Source organism: Prescottella soli (assembly GCF_040024445.1).
Classification (GTDB): Bacteria; Actinomycetota; Actinomycetes; order Mycobacteriales; family Mycobacteriaceae; genus Prescottella; species Prescottella soli.
In genome coordinates this window covers 4,367,089-4,384,363 of record NZ_CP157276.1, presented here as the reverse complement: position 1 = coordinate 4,384,363, position 17,275 = coordinate 4,367,089, and the positions used below count along the sequence as shown (strand labels likewise).

Annotated in this window: 13 protein-coding genes; 4 read left to right on the top strand and 9 right to left on the bottom strand. The window is 70.7% G+C overall.

The window, feature by feature from the left end; genetic code table 11:
* Positions 1-98: 98 nt before the first annotated feature.
* Entirely contained in the window at positions 99-1,394 is a 1,296-nt protein-coding gene (locus ABI214_RS20310) for a type VII secretion-associated protein (RefSeq protein ID WP_348604272.1), read from the bottom strand.
* Positions 1,376-5,386, bottom strand: coding sequence for a type VII secretion protein EccCa (gene eccCa, locus ABI214_RS20305; protein WP_348604271.1), 4,011 nt, complete (start codon positions 5,384-5,386; stop codon positions 1,376-1,378). Before eccCa ends, ABI214_RS20310 begins: the two co-directional genes overlap by 19 nt.
* A 213-nt stretch (positions 5,387-5,599) precedes the next feature.
* Between eccCa and eccD the strand changes: the two genes are divergently transcribed.
* Together eccD and mycP are read left to right on the top strand one after the other, a co-directional pair.
* Positions 5,600-7,075, top strand: a complete 1,476-nt coding sequence (gene eccD, locus ABI214_RS20300) for a type VII secretion integral membrane protein EccD (protein WP_408586175.1) — start codon at positions 5,600-5,602, stop codon at positions 7,073-7,075.
* An 8-nt stretch (positions 7,076-7,083) separates the two neighbouring features.
* The gene (gene mycP, locus ABI214_RS20295; protein ID WP_348604269.1) at positions 7,084-8,499 is read left to right on the top strand and encodes a type VII secretion-associated serine protease mycosin; all 1,416 of its coding nucleotides are present in this window, start codon (positions 7,084-7,086) and stop codon (positions 8,497-8,499) included.
* An 18-nt stretch (positions 8,500-8,517) separates the two neighbouring features.
* On the opposite strand, the gene ABI214_RS20290 is transcribed toward mycP, so the two are convergent.
* Positions 8,518-8,967 (bottom strand): winged helix-turn-helix transcriptional regulator, encoded by a 450-nt coding sequence (locus ABI214_RS20290; protein WP_348604268.1) that lies wholly within the window; start codon positions 8,965-8,967, stop codon positions 8,518-8,520.
* A 145-nt stretch (positions 8,968-9,112) separates the two neighbouring features.
* Positions 9,113-10,588: a type VII secretion protein EccB gene (eccB, locus tag ABI214_RS20285; protein WP_348604267.1), complete on the bottom strand. Its 1,476-nt coding sequence runs from the start codon at positions 10,586-10,588 to the stop codon at positions 9,113-9,115.
* 107 nt (positions 10,589-10,695) lie between these two features.
* On the opposite strand from eccB, the gene eccE reads away from it, so the two are divergent.
* On the top strand, positions 10,696-12,339 hold the full coding sequence (eccE, locus tag ABI214_RS20280) for a type VII secretion protein EccE (RefSeq protein ID WP_348604266.1): 1,644 nt from the start codon (positions 10,696-10,698) through the stop codon (positions 12,337-12,339).
* A 5-nt stretch (positions 12,340-12,344) separates the two neighbouring features.
* On the opposite strand, the gene ABI214_RS20275 is transcribed toward eccE, so the two are convergent.
* The gene (locus tag ABI214_RS20275; RefSeq protein ID WP_348604265.1) at positions 12,345-12,899 is read right to left on the bottom strand and encodes an NADPH-dependent FMN reductase; all 555 of its coding nucleotides are present in this window, start codon (positions 12,897-12,899) and stop codon (positions 12,345-12,347) included.
* A gap of 38 nt (positions 12,900-12,937) precedes the next feature.
* A complete protein-coding gene (locus tag ABI214_RS20270) occupies positions 12,938-13,507 on the bottom strand; it encodes a TetR/AcrR family transcriptional regulator (protein ID WP_348604264.1) in 570 nt (189 codons plus the stop codon).
* A gap of 71 nt (positions 13,508-13,578) precedes the next feature.
* Here ABI214_RS20270 and ABI214_RS20265 point away from each other — a divergent pair, with 71 nt between their 5' ends.
* On the top strand, positions 13,579-14,721 hold the full coding sequence (locus ABI214_RS20265) for an acyl-CoA dehydrogenase family protein (protein ID WP_348604263.1): 1,143 nt from the start codon (positions 13,579-13,581) through the stop codon (positions 14,719-14,721).
* A 20-nt stretch (positions 14,722-14,741) separates the two neighbouring features.
* Here ABI214_RS20265 and ABI214_RS20260 read toward each other — a convergent pair whose 3' ends face one another.
* The 3 genes from ABI214_RS20260 to rplQ all read right to left on the bottom strand — a co-directional run bounded on the left by ABI214_RS20260 (position 14,742) and on the right by rplQ (position 17,235).
* Positions 14,742-15,707: an esterase/lipase family protein gene (locus ABI214_RS20260; RefSeq protein ID WP_348604262.1), complete on the bottom strand. Its 966-nt coding sequence runs from the start codon at positions 15,705-15,707 to the stop codon at positions 14,742-14,744.
* 128 nt (positions 15,708-15,835) lie between these two features.
* Positions 15,836-16,660, bottom strand: a complete 825-nt coding sequence (truA, locus tag ABI214_RS20255) for a tRNA pseudouridine(38-40) synthase TruA (protein ID WP_348604261.1) — start codon at positions 16,658-16,660, stop codon at positions 15,836-15,838.
* A 71-nt stretch (positions 16,661-16,731) separates the two neighbouring features.
* Positions 16,732-17,235: a 50S ribosomal protein L17 gene (gene rplQ, locus ABI214_RS20250; protein ID WP_408586171.1), complete on the bottom strand. Its 504-nt coding sequence runs from the start codon at positions 17,233-17,235 to the stop codon at positions 16,732-16,734.
* Between the last annotated feature and the right edge of the window lie 40 nt (positions 17,236-17,275).

The following is a 17,275-nucleotide window of genomic DNA, read 5'->3' as shown; positions in this document are numbered from 1 at the left end:
GGACTCGTCGCAGCCAGTTCGCGCCTACATCTGGTTGGACGCACGCATGCGCCGATTCGGTTCCATCCATCCCGGAACTTTTTCCGGGGACGGCGTTCTCAGGCCGCACCCACCTCGACGCTGCGGACGGCCTGCTCGCAATCCGCCGCCAACGCGTCCCACTCACCGTCCCGGAACTGGCAGCCCACGCTCACTTGCACGCCGTCCTCGACGAGGACGTGCCAGCGGACGCGTGATCGGTCGTCCGGCGACTCCACGTACGAGATCCCCCGCCGGCCGGCGAACTCGGCGTCCGGGTCGAACTCAGAGAAGGGACCGTCGGGACCGCGGTCGCCGATCCGACGCGCGAGCGCACGCGCCACCTCGGCCTGGTCCGAGCCCGCGGCGACGTCGGTGGGAACGAGAACGATGCGGCGCCCGCTGACCCCCGTGGGCGTCAGATCGAGGCGACCCGGTTTGATCTCCGGACTCCACCGGTCCGGCAGTTGCACGCTCACTGGCCCGATTTCGAAGCGCCGCAACGGTTCAGCGACGTCGGAGACGCGCGTTCGGGTCCACGGCTGCCACACCGCGAGGGCGGTGCCGACGACCGCCGCCACGACGAGGACGCCGACTGTCGCGAGGACGGTGCGCCCCTGTCCGCGCCGCGGGGTGGTCGGAGCGTGATCGAGCCACGCGGCGGCAGCTTCGTTCCCCTCGTCCGGCGCGACGGCCGCCGCCGTGGGCCGGCGCACCAGATCCACATCCGCGACGACCACGACCGTCGATTCGATTCCGGCGGTGAGAGTCTTGGCGAGCTCGGGGTCTTCCGCACCGCTGACGAGCACGACCTCGACCGGCTGCTCACCGGCGACCGTGCGCACCAATCGGTCGAGCACGACGACGCGGTCAGGATGGTCACGGAGATCGAGACTGCCGGTGTCCGATGCGAGTTCGCACGCAACCACGGCCGGCTCGCCGCGGTCGCCCCGCTCGACCAGGCTGGCGGCGGTCCACAGCGGCGCGCACTCGAGGACCACCCAACGCGCGCAGCCCTCAGGGGCCGGCACCGCGAGTGCCACCGGCACGAGCGACACCGTGTGGGCGAATCGGCGCGCGGCCGACTCGAGCACGCCACGCCGGAACGATCCCCAGTGGGACGGGTAGGTCACGGTCACAGCGGCAACGAATCCCGTTCCCCTCGTTCCCGTTCCGAGTGCACGATGGAGCGACGCCGCGAGGATGTCGACGGTGGCGACCGGCCGGGCCCCGACGAGGACGTACCGGTCGTCGATGCACTCGAGGCAGTGCCCGATCGACTCGTCCGGCACCCGGACGACCCCGGACGGGGACGCCACCCAGACCGCGCCGTCGGCGAGGTGCAGGCTCGCCGCGGTCACAACTGCGGCAACCACGCGAGCTGAACCAGGGAGGTTCCGCTCCGGGCGACGAAAGTGCCGCGTCCCGGTGGCTGCTCGCTGGGCCGGACCGTGCCGATCAGGTTGCCCTCGTCCCGGCTGCCGCTCATCACCATGCCGGCCGGCACGAGGTCGCGCATCCGCGCGATCACCGGTTCGTAGAGCGCCCGTGACGCGCCACCGGACCGTCTGGCGACGATCAGGTGCAGGCCGAGGTCCTTCGCGTGCGCGAGGTAGTCGAGCAGCGGGGTCAACGGATTGCCGCTCGACGTCGCGACGAGGTCGTAGTCGTCGACGACGACGTAGATCTCCGGGCCCGACCACCAGGACCGCTCCCGCAGCTGCTGCTGCGTGGTGTCCGGTCCGGGCATGCGGCTCGCGAGGATGCCCGCGAGATCGTTCATCATCGTCGTGAACGTCGTTGCCGAGGCCGCGTATCCGGCCAGGTGATCGCCCTCGACCACCCCGAGCATGGTGCGCCGGTAGTCGCCGATGATCAGCTTCGCCTGCTGCGGCGTGTTCGACTCCATCAGCCCGAGGCAGATTCCGCGCAGCAGCGTCGTCTTGCCGCACGCGCTGTCACCGAACACGAGGAAGTGCGCCTGATCCGCGAAATCGAGGTAGACCGGCGCGAGTTCGGCCTCGTCGATGCCGATCGGCACCGACAGGCACGCCCCACCCGGTGCGACGGGAGCCGGCCAGTGCCCCGCGGCGGCCGCGAGCACGTCCTCCCGCGGAATCCGATCGGGCAGCATCCGCACCAGTGGTGCCCCCGGACCGGAGCGAGCGGCCCCGAGGTGGGCGACGGCACCGGCCACCCCGGAACCGAGATCGTCGGTGCGGCAGACCCCGTCGAGCCGGGGCAGGGCGACGAGCAGGTGCAGTCCCTCACGGGTGATACCGCGCCCCGGTCGCCCGGACGGGACCAGCATCGCCTTCGCGCGGCCGACATCGGAGTCCGCCGGATCACCCAACCGCAGTTCGATTCTCGTACCGAGCTGATCCTTGAGCGCGGGCCGGATGTCGGCCCAGCGCGGAGTCGCCAGCACCACGTGCACGCCGAACGAGAGTCCCTGCCCGGCAAGGGCACTGATCTGCGCTTCGAGCGCCTCGAAATCCTGCCGGATGCTCGGCCAGCCGTCGATGACGAGGAAGGCATCCCCGAACGGGTCCTCCGCCGCGCCCGCCGCCGCGGGCCCCTCGCCGCCGCCGCGGAGGCGCCGGAAGTCCGCCATCGACTCGATGCCGAGCTCCCGGAAGCGTCGCTCCCGCTGACGCACCAGGGTCGCCATCTCGGCCACCGTGCGCCGCACCAGGTCGACGTCGAGTCGGTTCGCGACCGAACCGACGTGCGGGAGACCCGCCAGACCCGACAGCGTGCCGCCACCGAAGTCGAGGCAGTAGAACTGCACCTGTCGCGGCGAATGCGTGGCCGCCATCGACATGATGAGCGTCCGCAGCAGCGTCGACTTGCCGGACTGCGGACCACCCACGACGGCTACGTTGCCGGTCGCCCCCGACAGGTCGGTCACCAGCAGGTCCCGACGCTGGTCGAACGGTCGATCGATCACGCCGATCGGCGCCCGCAGCGAACTCACCGCGGGAACCGATTCCGTGACGGCGGCGGGCGGCAGGATCTGGTCGAGCGTCGGCGCGACGTCGAGCGGCGGCAGCCACACCTCGTGCGCGGCCGGCCCCCGTCCGCGGATGCGATCGACGAGGACCTCGAGGACGGAGCGCTGGTCGCCGTCACTGGCGGGCACCGGATCCGGTTCGATCGGGACCACCGGTTCCTCGAACGCGGGCAGGGCGACCGGCGACGCGGTGAACGGGCGCGGTCGCAGGTCGAGGTTCGGCACGTTCCCACCCGTGGATCGACGGACCCGCTCGCTCTCGTAGGGGCCGGAGACGTACGAGGCCTGGAAGCGCACGATCTCCGCGGAATCGCACTTGAGGTAGCCGGCGCCGGGCGATGCCGGCAGGTGGTAGGCGTCGGGCACGCCGAGCACGGTCCGGGACTCGTTGGCCGAGAACGTCTTCAGACCGATCCGGTAGGACAGGTGGCTGTCGAGACCGCGCAGCTTGCCCTCCTCGAGCCGCTGGCTCGCGAGCAACAGGTGCATGTGCAGCGAGCGACCGAGGCGACCGATCGCCACGAACAGCTCGGCGAACTCGGGCTGCTGGCTGAGCAGTTCGGAGAACTCGTCCACCACGATGAACAGGGCCGGCAGCGGCGCCAGATCCGCGCCCGCGCTGCGCGCCTTCTCGTAGTCGGTGACGTTGGCGAAGTTGCCGGCGGCCCGGAGCAGTTCCTGCCGCCGATTCATCTCACCGGCGAGCGCGTCCTTCATGCGATCCACCATCGCCAGCTCCTCGGCGAGGTTGGTGATGACCGCGGCCACGTGCGGCGCGTCCTCGAGACCCAGGAAGGTCGCACCGCCCTTGAAGTCGACGAGGACCAGGTTCAGCGCGTCGGGAGAGTGGGTCGCGAGCAGACCCAGCACCAGGGTGCGCAGGAACTCCGACTTGCCGGATCCGGTGGCGCCGATGCACAGACCGTGCGGGCCCATGCCGTTCTCGGCCGCCTCCTTGAGATCCAGTTCGACGGGACCGCCGTCGACCCCGACACCGATCGGGACGCGGAGCCGATCGCGGCCGTGCCTCGGCACCCACCCCTGGACGGGATCGAAGCGGCCGACGTCGCCCAGCCCGAGCAGACGATTCCACCCCGTCGCGACCGGTGCGCCGTCGTCGTCGCCCGTGTCGGTCGCGGTGCGGGCGGCGATCCGGAACGGTGCGAGTCGCCGGGCCGCGGACAGCGCCTCCTGCGGCGTCAGCGCGTCCGCGGTCGCGAACGTCTCGACCCCCGCACCGCTCCGCGCACCGAGCGCACCGTCCGTCGTCACGAGCTGCAGACCGCGGGTGGCCGTGAGCCGCGGGCAGTGTCCGCTCAGGTCGAGCAGCGTCACCGAATCCAGTCCGCCGTCCGTGACGAGGCCGCTGTCGCCTTCGAGGATCCCCCCGTCGATCACCACCACGATCTGCGGCACCCCCGGGGTCGGGGGCGCGCTCCGCGAGAAACGTCCGCGCATCGAGAACTGCTGTCCCAGAGCTGATTCGAGTTCGATCACCGACCCGTACATCATCCGCGCGGGCCCCACACCGTCGGACATGTCCGGGTGCTGCGCGTGCGGCAGCCACTTGACCCAGTCCCACTCCGCGGCGGTGTCGGGTCCGCACACCACCGCGATCTGCAGCTGATCGGGTCCGTGGAACGTGCACAGTTGCACCAGCATCGCCCGGACCAGTCCGCGCGCCCCCGCCCTGTCACCGTCGACGGATATCGCCGCGAACCCACGCAACGACACCGCCGTCGGCAGGTCCGCCACCACCGAATGGGCACGCACGAACCGGCGCAACGACACCGCGGCCACCGGCTCGAGATCCTCGACCGGCCCGGTCTCCGGTGGGATCAGCCGGGTCGCGAGGCGCTGACTGCCCCGACCGACCCGCACGTGGCCGTAGTCGGGGTCGGTGGTGCGCCGCTCCCACATCCGGACCGTTCCGGTCAGCGTCCACAGCGTCCCCGGGTCCGGATGGCTCCACTCGAGCGCCTTGCGCTGCTGCGTCCCGGTGTCGAGGGCGTCGCGCCGCAGTTGGTCGAGGTAGCGCAGGTAGTCCTTGCGGTCCTCGTTCGCCTCGGCCGCCTTCGGTCCGCCGCCGCGACCCGAGCCCGCGAGCATGCCGACCATCGACACCAACATCATCACCGGGAACATCAGTGACATCGGGTTCGTGGCCATGCCGGAGGTGAACATCAGCGCCGTCATGCCGACCATGGCGGCGACCATGACGAGCGGCAACAGCTTGGTCATCAGGTTGCCGGGTGTGATCCGGGGAATCTCAGGCGGCGTCTGGAGGCTCACCTCGCCGCCCGGCGTGCGCGGAGCCTCCCGACGTGCCCGGCGCACGAAGTGCACGGTGCCCATGCTTCCACCCCCAGAACAAGGCCAGCCCCTGCCCGGCCCGGTCCCCTCGACCGCGCCGAGTCACCCCCCACGGGCTACGGACTCGCGAACTGAGAAACTACAGCACCGCACCGACGATGCACACCGTGGAGGGCGGGGACCACCACCAGGTATGGTGCCGATGTTTCGAAGCGAGCGGTTCGGGTGGGGATCCCGATCGCGGGATCCGGGGGGATGATCGTGACAGTTCTGCCTGCCGAGCACGCAGTCGGCGGAGGATCGCGGCCGCGAGGATCGGCCGATCTGTGTCGGCTCACGATCGTCGCTCCGCACACCCAGATCGATCTCGCGCTGCCGAACGCGGTCCCCGTCGAGCTCCTGATCCCGGGCATCGCCGACCTCGTCCGGAAGCACAGCGCCGCCAACGACTTCGACGCCGCCGAGGAGCGCACCGAGCCGGTCCGGTGGACCCTGTCCAGGCTCGGAACGCCGCCGCTGTCGCCGGCGCTGAGCCTGCAGGAGCACGGCGTCCTCGACGGCGAGCTGCTGGTGTTCGACAGCGTCGAGGCCAGCCCTCCCCCGCCGTTGTTCGACGACATCATGTACAACGTCGCCGTCGCGGACACGGGCCACACGCACCCCTGGACGCCCCGAATCGCGCGCCTGACCGGTTCCGCGATCGCGATCGCCGCAACGGTGGCCGGCTCCGTCGCCCTGCTCCAGGTCGACGGTTCGATCCAGTCACTCGTCGGAGCCGGGTGCGCGCTGCTGACGCTCGTGTTGTTCCTGGTTGCGGGAGCCGTCGGGAGCCGGGTCTACGGGGATTCCGGCGCGGCAGTCACCCTCGGCAGCGCGGCACTGCCGGTGGCGTTCGCGTCGGGAATGCTGCTGGTGCCCGGTGATCGCGGGGCGCCGCACGTCCTCCTGGGACTCGTGATGGTCGGGGCCACAGCGGTACTCGCGCTGCGCGCGAGCGGAGTGGGACACACCGTGTTCACCGCCACCGCGGCCGTGTCACTGTTCGGGTCCGTCGCGGCCCTCGCGGCCACTCTCACCGATCAACCGTTGCGCACCGTCAGCGCGTTGCTCGCCGGCGCCGCGCTGACCGGGCTGGTGGTCGCGCCCCGCATGGCGATGCTGCTCGCGAAGCTCCCGCTTCCGCCGGTCCCGGCTCCGGGGACGTCGGTCGATCCGGCCGAGGACGACCCCGACGACACGCGCAGTGTGCCCTCGTTCGAGTCCGTCGCCGCACGCGCGGACCGCGCGCGACGGTTCCTCACCGGGCTGGTCTGCGCGATGACGTTGCTCACCGGTTTCGGTGTGCTCGCCGCGGCCGTTCCGACGTCCGGCTCCGGGATCTACTGGCCGGGAGCGGCACTCGCGGTCGCCGCCGCGACCGTACTGATGTTCCGCGGTCGCACGTTCAGCGCAGCGGAGCAGGCGGTCCCGCTGATCTGCGGCGGCGGCGCGATCCTCGTGCTCCTGTGCGCCGCAACGGCGGTCGCCGTTCCGGAGGCGGCGCTCGGGCTGTTCGCCACCGCGGTGCTGGTCGTGCTCGGGGCGCTGGCGCTCGGAATCCTCGCCCCGCGGAAGAACTTCTCGCCCGTGCAGCGGCGTGCGACCGAACTGCTGGACTACGCCGCGATCGCGGCCGTCGTCCCGCTGGCGTGTTGGGTGTCCGGACTCTTCTCCGCGATCAGAGGGTTGTGAGCGGGATCGTGGCGGGCACCGCACGACTTCGACTGCTCCGGGCGTCGGTCGTCACCGTCCTGGTCGGGTTGACCGCATCGTTGGGGCCGGGTGTCGGGGGCGCCGTCGTTCCCGCGCCGGTGGATCCCGGCAGGCTGCCACCGCCGTCGCGTCCGGCACCGCTCGCACCTACCGAACAGCGCAACGCGTGCGCAGTGGCGCTGCCGATGGGCGACAGCCCGGATGTACCGCTGCCCCAGCACTCGATGGATTTCGGCTCGGTGTGGCCGCTGACCCGCGGCCAGGGACAGACCGTGGCGGTCATCGACACCGGGGTGAGCCGGCACGCGCGTCTTCCCGGTCTGATCCCCGGAGGCGACTACGTCTCGAACGGGGACGGGACCGGGGACTGCGACGCGCACGGCACGATCGTCGCTGGGCTCATCGCGGCCGCACCGGTCCCCGGATCGGGATTCTCCGGCGGTGCTCCCGACGCTCGAATCATCACGATCCGACAGTCGAGCGCGAACTTCTCCGAGGCGCGGCGGCGGGACGACCCGAACGACGTGCAGAACTCGACCGGATACGGCAACACCCAGACCATGGCGATGGCCGTGCGGCAGGCGGCCGACATGGGTGCGACGGTCATCAACATCTCGGAGGTGGCGTGCCGGTCGGCCGCCGACGGCATCGGAGACCAGTCGCTCGGCGCCGCGGTCCAGTATGCGGCGACCGTCAAGAACGTCGTCGTGGTGGCGGCCGCCGGCAACTACGGCTCGGGTGGGTGCGCGACGCAGAATCCGCCGCTCGATCCGCTGAACCCGCATGCGAATCAATGGGACTCGGTGTCGATGATCGCGACGCCCGCCTGGTACGACGACTACGTGCTGACGGTCGGTTCGGTGAACCCGGACGGCTCGGCCTCGAACTTCAGCCTCGGCGGGCCGTGGGTCGACGTCGCGGCACCGGGTACCGGGATCGTGTCGCTGAACTCGGACGGTCGCGGTCAGACGCAGCAGTGGCTGACGTCGCAGGGAGAGCAGAGACCTTTCGACGGAACGAGTTTCGCCGCGCCGCTCGTCGCGGCGACCGCCGCGCTGGTGCGCGCCCGGCACCCGCAGCTGACGGCGCAGCAGGTGATCGCGCGCATCGAGGCCACGGCACAGGCGCCGGCCGAGGGATGGAATCCGTTCGTCGGTCACGGTGTGGTCGATCCGGCGGCCGCGGTGAGCGCGGACCTGCCCGTGGACGCCGTTGCCGTCGACGCGGCGCGCTCGACGCCCGTCGAAGCGCCCGCTCCGGCTCCGACACCGGACACCCGCCCGCGCACGGTGGCGTTGGCCGCGACGGGCGGGATCGCCGCGGTCGTGCTGCTCGGCGTCCTCGCGTCGTACCCACTGCGGCGGCGCCGCACCATGCAACAGCGGCGGCGCCGCAACATGTAGCTGCGGCGGCGCCGGTCCCTAGCGCAGCCGCGGCTCGAGTTCGGCCGTCGCTGCGGGGCTGCCGCACTCGCATACGAGCTGAGCGGTCACGAGTCCGCCGCACCCGGTGTGCCGGAACTGCAACGGACCTGCTTCTGTGCTCAGGTGCCGGTCCCCCCACTGCATCAGCGCGATCAGTGCGGGCAACAGCTCACGCCCCTTGGTCGTGAGCAGGTACTCGTCCCGAGTGCGTGAACCGGGCTCGCGGTACGGGCGCTTCTCGAGCAGCCCCTCGTCGACGAGCGCCTTCAGTCGCATACTCAAGGCAGCCTTGGGAATGTCGATATCTGCGCGCATCTCGTCGAAGCGGGTGACGCCGTAGTGCGCCTCGCGCAGTACGAGCAGTGTCCACCGGTCACCGATCACCGCAACCGCTCGGGCAAGGCCGCACTCATCCAACGGAACTCGCAGCGCCGACGCTTCCGACATGCAGCAACCCTACCAAGGTTTGACATAGAGACTCAGGGGGTCGTCGTCGACGAGATGGCCGACGAGCATTTCCTCGCGGGCGGCATGACGTGGGCGGAACTGAAGCCCACGCTGTACCCCGGAAACACCGCGCGGCAGTAGCCGGTCAGTTGCCGGCGGCAACCCGAGCGGCGGCGTCGTCCGGGGCGACGCCGTCGTGGGCGACGAGCGCTTCCTCGCGGCCGAGTGTCGGTCCGGGAGCGAGGAGTTCGAGGATCCGCCACGGTGCGGGCGGCCCGGGCATGTCGAATCCGAGGGCCTTGGCGGCATCGGCGTTCTTGACGCCGTAGCGGACGCCGGTGTCGGCGACGAAGAACATGCCGCCCTTGCGGGAGCTGCCGGACTCGAGGCCCGTCGCCTGGACGAATCCGCTGCTGCCGGGTCGCACGTAGACGGCGTCGGCGTTGTCGCCGGGTCCGTCCGCCTGCGCGAGCCGGACGGTGCGCGCGTCGTCGGGGATGGGGAGCGCACGTCCGGCCGACACGGCCAGCGTGGCGTCGACTCGACCCGCGTCGTCGCCCTCGACGGATCCCTGCGGGGTCCAGGTCAGGCAGCTGACGGGCTTGTCGGCGACGTCGACGAGGCGCGGCGGGGCGCTCGGGAACGTCGCGACGTCCAGTCCGTGGGACGTGGGCGCCTTTGCGAGGGCGTCGGGCGCGACAGTGGGTACCTCCGACTGCCCCTGCGAGTCCGAGAAATGGACGAGGACCGCGGTCGCTTCACTGACCTCCTGGACGCCGTCCCGCAGCACCACGTAGTAGCGGGCGTCGTCTCCCCGCTTGACCTTGACGACGGATCCCACTGTCCTTCCGGCGATCTCGTAATTCGGCGCGGATCCGGCCCCGTCGATGTCAGGCGCCGCGATCGGCAGCGTCTCCGGGATGGCGTTGAGCATGCCGCGGCTGATCGGACGGGGCTGTGCCCCTTCGAGACCCAGCGCGCGGGTGACCGCCTGGTCCTCGAGATCGATCGGGGCGCGGTGGCCGTCGTACACCAGGAACGTGGCGTCCGACTGCGACACCAGCAGAGCGTGTCCCGAGTCGAGCTGTCCGACGCGGTCGCCCCACGTGGGTTCTCCGACCACGACTGTCGTTGTGGCCGGGCGACGTCCGTCCGGCGAGACCGTGTCGCACACCGACCACGGCTGCCCTTCGGTGTCGCCACCCGCCGGCAGCGCCGACGGGGCGCCGGGGATGCCGACGAGCGCGCCGCGAGGCCTCGTGTCGATCTCGGATTCCTTGATCATCACGGGCTTCGCCGACTCCCCGACGATGAGCCGCGCGGAGGCGAGGTTCAGGACCGGGTGCAGGGTGCCGTCCATGACGACGAACATTGCGCCCGAATCCTTTCCGACGACGATCGACGCATTGCCGATCTTGTCCTGCGGACGGATCAGGGCGAGGGCCGCACACGCCGCGAGACCGATGCACGCGACGACCACCCCCACCGCCAGGGCGCGCGATTGCGCCCGCATCGGGTCGTGCAGCATCCGCACGTCGCGCCGCACGAGCGCATGCTCCATCCGTCGAACCAGGAATCGGTACCCGCTGACCTGCCATCGCGTAGTCGGCTGTGCCGCCATGTTCCCTCCCCCATCAGGCGCACGCTACGGACCCACACAGTACAGTTCGCCTGCAAGCACACTTCGGCGGGCGATGGTCCGTCTGGTTCAGGTATCGGGGAGGAACCGTGGACCAATTCCGTGCCGGACGCCGTCCGCACACGGCTGCAGTCACAGTGACGACGGTGGTCGTCGCGCAGCTTCTCGCGGTCGCGATCTGTCTGCTCGGGCTCTGGGCGGGGTTGCCGCTGTGGGCCGCGGCCGTGGTGGCGGCGATCCCGTGCGCCGCCATGTTCGTCCGCGTCGGCGGGCGGCTGCCCGTGTCGTGGGCCGAGGCGACGTGGCACTACGTCCTCGGCCGCCGGCCCGACATGGGTCGGGGCAAGGACTTCCACGCGCCCGGGGAGACCGTCGGGCTGCACTGGGTCGACGGCCAGGTCCTCGCCGTGGTCGAGCTGCTGCCACCGTCGCGGAGCTGGACCCGGATGACCCGCGAGACCTGCGAGTCACCCGAGCAGCTGCCGCTGGCGGCTCTCGCGGGCTGCCTCGAGCAGAACGACGTCACCCTCAGCGGCATCGACGTCGTCAGCCACGGCAGCCGCGCGGTCGCGGGCACCCCGGCGGCCGACGTGTACGACGCGCTCGTGGGACCGCTGCCGGCGGCCGCGCAGCGAATCGTGTGGGTGGTCCTGCGGTTCGACGCGTCGGCCAACGAGGCGTCCGTCGCCCGTCGCGGCGGCGGCGTCGACGGCGCGTCCCGGACGCTCGCCGTCGCGGCACGCCGGGTGATCCGCGCACTCGCCGACGCCGGATACCGCTCCCGGATCCTGTCCGCCGCCGAGATCGAATCGGCCTGCGCCCGGATCTGCCGGGGAGTGCACCCGGACACGATGGGGCACGAATGGGACCACGTGCCGCTGGGCGGTGTACAGAACGTCGGGAACGCGGTGGATCCGCGCCACCTCTCGCCGGAGCTGCTGACGGGCGTGTGGTCCGCGCCGAGCCTGGGCACGACGGTGGCGTTGCGGCTGCGCCCGGCCGCGAGCCCGGGCACCGTCCAGGTCGGTGCGGCCTTCCGCCGCACGGTCCGCGCGGCACCGGAACGGTTGCAGATTCCCGGGCTGGTCTCCGCGCAGGGACGGCACCGGGACGCACTGTTGGCGCACCTGCCCGCGTCGTCGGCGAACCTCGACGATCTGACGCCGATGAGTGCGGTCACACCCGAGCAGCTGGACGCGTTGCGGCTGCCGGTGGCCGGGTGCGGTCAACTCGTCGGCTCCGACGCGTACGGACACGCGCTGACCGTGCGCATCACCGGCCCCGGTGTCACGAACGTCTACGTCGCGGGCGAGCTCTACCTGGCGCAGCAGTTGGTCTTCCGCGCGGTGGCGACGGGCGCGCGCGTCCTCGTCCGCACCGACCGCCCGCACGCCTGGCGAATGCTGGTGGAGTCCGTCGCGACCCCGATGCGGCTACGGACGGCACACGAATCCTCCCGGTCGGAAACGGGATTCGACACGATCGTCGTCGACGGCGTCCCCGTACCGCCCGCCCGGGCCGGGGTGACGACCGTCCACGTGCACACCGATCCGCGGATGTGGCCGCCCGCCGCGCCGGACGTCGCGATCGTGCAGCCGGGGGCGTCCGGCGATCGGGTCGTGCTCACCGTCGGTGACCAGCGCGTCGACCTCGCACTGGTGACGATCACGTCCGAGACCGCCTTCATCGGGCGGCAGGTCGGCCCGTCCGCCCGACTCGCCGCGGTGCGCTGACGGCGTCAGCCCGGATACGGGGTGTGTTCGCGCTGCGTCCGCAGCGCGTCCGCCCACCACGCCAACTGCGTGAGCATCCGCTGGGCCGCGTCGTTCGCGGGACCGTCGTCCGGATCGAAGTGCTTGCGGGCCTGATGGAAGCTGACCGCCTCGCGGATCGAGACCATGTGCAGTTCCGCCACCACCTGGCGCAGTTGCTCGACCGCGCGCAGTCCCCCCGACATCCCGCCGTACGCGACGAAACCGATCGGCTTGGCGCGCCACTCGTACTTGACGGTGTCGAGCGCCGTCTTGAGCGCCGCCGGATAGCCGTGGTTGTACTCGCTCGTGACGACGACGAACGCGTCCGCGTTGCCGATGCGTTCGGTGAAGGCCTCCACCTCCGCAGTATGCGAAAGATCCTGCGGCAGTGATATATCGGCGAGGTCGAGGACGGCGGTGTCGAACGCGTCGCGAGCGCGGGCACGCTCGAGGAACCAGTCGACGACCACGGGGGCAAACCGCTTGACGCGGACGCTGCCGACGATCACCTCGAGTCGCAGCGGTCGATCCAGCTCCATTGCCACGCTCCCTTCCGGTCCGATCGTAGAGCGCCGGATCAGAGTCCGCGGGTCAGCAGGATCGCCAGCTCCTGGTACGCCTCGGCATCGTCGAGCCCGGTCGAGTCCGCCACCTGCCGCTGCTGGATCCGCACCATCGCGGCGGCCGCGACGTCGCCGACGAACGCCGCGTGCGCGTCCCGCAGCTCGCCCGCCGCGACCCCTTCGGTGATCAGCTCCTGGACCCGGCGGGACGCGAACCGGGTGTTGCGCTCGTACACCTCGCGCGCCGCCGAGTCGGCGGCCAGATCCTCCATGAACTGCGCCGACGCCGGCCGCAACTGCTCGCCCACCGCCTCGAGGTACATGCGGATGCGCTCGCGGGCGCCCACCGCACCGGCCAGGCTCGCCTCGACCTGCTCGGTCGCACCCCGGAAGAAGTGCACCGTGGCGGCGCGCACCAGCTGCTCCTTGCTGTCCGCGAGCCGGTACAGCGTGGACTTCGAGCAGTGCAGGCGTGCGGCCAGGTCGTCGAGGGTGAGGTGCGCGAATCCCTCGTCGAGGATCAGGGCCACGAGCGAGTCGAACAGCGCGATGCGCCGAGCCGTCATCTTCACCGGGGTTGCCATACGCGAGACAGTACTGCAGTATCGCTTTCAGTACTACTTTTCGTATCTCGTCAATCCGCGAGGAGACCGCCGTGCCCGTCGAACGCCTGCTGCCCACCCAGGAAGCCCACGACCTCATCGACCTCACCCGCGACGTCGCGGACAAGGTGCTGGCACCGATCGTCGACGAGTGCGAGAAGACCGAGACGTTCCCCGATGGCGTCTTCCCCGCACTCGGACGCGCCGGGCTGCTGAGCCTCCCGTACCCGGAGGAGTTCGGCGGCGGCGACCAGCCCTACGAGGTGTACCTGCAAGTCCTCGAGGAGATCGCGGCCCGCTGGGCGGCCGTCGCCGTCGCCACCAGCGTGCACAGCCTGTCCTGTTTCGCGCTCGCCACCCACGGCACCGACGAGCAGAAGGCGAAGTGGCTGCCCGACATGCTCGGCGGCGAGACGATCGGCGCCTACAGCCTGTCCGAACCGCAGGCCGGCTCCGACGCCGCCGCGCTCATGTGCCGGGCCACCGAGGTGGACGGCGGCTTCCGCGTCAACGGCAGCAAGGCGTGGATCACCAACGGCGGCCGCGCCGACTTCTACACGCTCTTCGCTCGCACGAGCGACGAAGGCGCCCGCGGTATCTCGTGCTTCCTCGTCCCCAAGGACACCGAGGGCCTCAGCTTCGGCAAGCCCGAGGAGAAGATGGGTCTGCGCGCCGTCCCGACCACGGCCGCACACTACGACGACGCCTTCGTCCCCGCCGAGCGGCTCATCGGCAAGACCGGACAGGGCCTGCCCATCGCGTTCAGCGCGCTCGACTCCGGACGCCTCGGCATCGCGGCCGTCGCGGTCGGCCTGGCACAGGGCGCCCTGGACGACGCCGTCGCATACGCCAAGGAGCGCAAGGCATTCGGCAAGCGCATCATCGACCACCAGGGCCTCGGCTTCGTCCTCGCCGACATGGCCGCCGCCGTCGACTCCGCCCGCGCCACCTACATCGACGCCGCCCGCCGGCGCGACGCCGGACTCCCCTACTCGCGCAACGCCTCCGTCGCGAAGCTCATCGCGACCGACGCCGCCATGAAGGTCACCACCGACGCGGTCCAGGTGTTCGGCGGCTACGGGTACACCCAGGACTTCCCCGTCGAGCGGTACATGCGCGAAGCGAAGATCACCCAGATCTTCGAGGGCACCAACCAGATTCAGCGACTCGTCATCGCGCGCCAGCTCGCGGGCTGAGCCGGGCGGACCGGCCGGGCTCAACCGATGGGCGTCCCGGTCAACGGTGAGATCGGCATGCAAGGCACCGGCTGCGGATGCTGCGGGTCGAGCGCGTTGAGGACGTGTGCCGCCGCGATGGGTGACGCACCCATCGCGGCGTGCTCGGAGTAGTCCTGCGGGCACTGATCCTGGACGACGATGTTGACCGCGTTCGGTCCCGGCACCAGCCCGCTGGTGTACGGGACGACGAGTTCGTCGTACCGGGTGGCGATGTTGGTGTACGAGACACCGGGGGCGTACGGGCCGCCTTCGTTCATCGTGTCGACGAAGGCGGTTCCCGGCGCCATGTCCAGGCACGCCGAACACAGCTGCCCGAACGTCTGCTGTTGCAGCGGCTCGAGTCCGTGTTCCCTGGCGAACGCGCTGATCTCACCGGCCCAGAACGCGCCGGCGCCCAGCCACAGTGGGGCGAGCGAGACGTACTTGTCGACCTTGGCCGCGCCCCCGAGGAACTTCACGTAGTAGTTCGGCATCAGGGTGCCCTGCGAGTGCCCCACGATGTCGACCTTGTCAGCGCCGGTCGCCGCGAGCACCTCGTCGACGAACCCGGCGAACTCCCGGGCACTCTGGTCGAGCGGGGCCAGCGCGCCGAAGGCGCTGCCCGGCCACGCGGCGCCGGCGCGGGCGCCGTAGGTGGGGGCGAACACGCAGTAGCCGTTGTTCTTCAGCAACGGCACGTACGTCGTCCAGTTCGTCTGCCGATTCGCCCCGGTTCCGTGCACGAGGATCACCGGGCGCGGGTGCTCGACGGTGGGCTTGCAGGTCCAGTCGTTCGAACCGGGGAGCGACCCGCCGGGGTTCGCAATCTCCTGCGGGATGCCGGCATAGAAGTTGTGCGGGACCGGGATCGGCGGCGGCTCGGCAACGGCCGCACCGGGCGTGGCCATCGCGGTGCCGATCGCCAACGCGGCGACGACGATTGCGGTGACGAACGACGGACGCATGCGTGGCTCCCCTCCACAGCTGCGAGCATCCCGACCGATTGCGACGCTAGCAGTACCCCGACGCATCGCGCGGCGGGTTGGGCGTTCCGGGCACAGACGCGCGAGAGCCGAACCCTGCCGCCGTCAGGTCAGCCCCCGCAGCAACCCGCCCCGCCCGACTCGATCGCCGTGCGCATCTCCCGGGTGGCCGCGTTGCGGGCGGCGAGATCCGCGTCCGCCGGATAGTCGACGCGAACCAGCGAAAGCCCGTGTGCCGGAGCGACGGCGACGGCACTCGCCCGCTCGCGCTCGGCCAGCAGACCGGCCATCCATTCGATCGTGCGGCGTCCCTCGCCCACTGCGAGTGCCGCACCGACCAGGCTGCGCACCATCGACCAGCAGAACGCGTCGGCGCTGACGTAGGCCGTGAGTTCGTGACCCGAGTGCTCCCAGTCGAAACGCTGCAGTTCCCTGACCGTCGTCGCGCCGTCGCGGCGCTTGCAGAACGCCGCGAAGTCGTGGAGGCCCAGCAACCGCGACGATGCCTGCCGCATCGCGTCGACGTCGACCTCCTTGGGCCACGCCACCGTGTCGCGGGCGCGCAGCGGGTCCGCGCCGTACGGGGCCGTGGTCAACCGGTACTCGTAGTGCCGACGGATCGCCGAGAACCGGGCGTCGAAGTGTTCGGGAGCGAACGAGACGTCCTTGACCCGAACATCTTTGGGTAGGAAGCGGGCGAGCCTGCGCACGAGGCGCGACGGATCGTCCGGGACCATGTCGGCCGGCACGTCCACGTGTGCCACCTGACCACTCGCGTGGACACCGGCATCGGTGCGGCCCGCCACCGTCAGCAGCACCGGGGTGCGGACGATCGCGCTCAGCCTCTCTTCGATCTCACCGCACACCGTGCGGCGGCCGGGCTGGCGTGCCCATCCCGAGAAGTCGGTGCCGTCGTACGAAACATCGAGGCGCAATCGAACGAACCCGCCGTCCCCAACGGGAACGACGGGTTCGTTCGATTCAGCGTGTGCCGAAACCAAGTGGACTAGTCCTTCTTGGCCTCGTCGGCATCGGCTGCGGCCTCGACGACCTCGGCCTCGGGGGCCTCGGCCTCGACCGCGGTCTCCTCGGCAGCCGGAGCAGCCTGCGAAGCAGCGACACGGCGAGCGCGGTCCGCCTCGGAGGTGACCGTCTTCTCCTGGACGAGCTCGATGATCGCCATGGGAGCGTTGTCACCCTTGCGGGGGATGGTCTTGATGATGCGGGTGTAACCACCGTCGCGCTCGGCGTAGAACGGGCCGATCTCCGCGAACAGGGTGTGAACGACATCCTTGTTGCGGATGACCTTCAGAACCTCACGACGGTCGGCCAGGGTTCCACCCTTGGCCTTGGTCACGATCTTCTCGGCGTACGGACGCAGGGCCTTGGCCTTGGCCTCCGTGGTGGTGATTCGGCCGTGCTCGAACAGAGCAGTCGCCAGGTTGGCGAAGATCGCCTTCTGGTGCGACGCCGACCCGCCGAAGCGGGCACCCTTCTTGGGCTTGGGCATTGGAGCTCCTCTTGGGCTCGCCCAGCACATTTGCCCATGT

What these genes read in the sequence shown, in the direction of transcription:
- eccCa (WP_348604271.1), bottom strand. Translation starts at nt 5,386, where the DNA reads ATGGGCACCGTGCACTTCGTGCGCCGGGCACGTCGGGAGGCTCCGCGC.
- eccD (WP_408586175.1), top strand. Translation starts at nt 5,600, where the DNA reads ATGATCGTGACAGTTCTGCCTGCCGAGCACGCAGTCGGCGGAGGATCG.
- ABI214_RS20290 (WP_348604268.1), bottom strand. Translation starts at nt 8,967, where the DNA reads ATGTCGGAAGCGTCGGCGCTGCGAGTTCCGTTGGATGAGTGCGGCCTT.
- eccB (WP_348604267.1), bottom strand. Translation starts at nt 10,588, where the DNA reads ATGGCGGCACAGCCGACTACGCGATGGCAGGTCAGCGGGTACCGATTC.
- ABI214_RS20275 (WP_348604265.1), bottom strand. Translation starts at nt 12,899, where the DNA reads ATGGAGCTGGATCGACCGCTGCGACTCGAGGTGATCGTCGGCAGCGTC.
- ABI214_RS20270 (WP_348604264.1), bottom strand. Translation starts at nt 13,507, where the DNA reads ATGGCAACCCCGGTGAAGATGACGGCTCGGCGCATCGCGCTGTTCGAC.
- ABI214_RS20260 (WP_348604262.1), bottom strand. Translation starts at nt 15,707, where the DNA reads ATGCGTCCGTCGTTCGTCACCGCAATCGTCGTCGCCGCGTTGGCGATC.
- rplQ (WP_408586171.1), bottom strand. Translation starts at nt 17,235, where the DNA reads ATGCCCAAGCCCAAGAAGGGTGCCCGCTTCGGCGGGTCGGCGTCGCAC.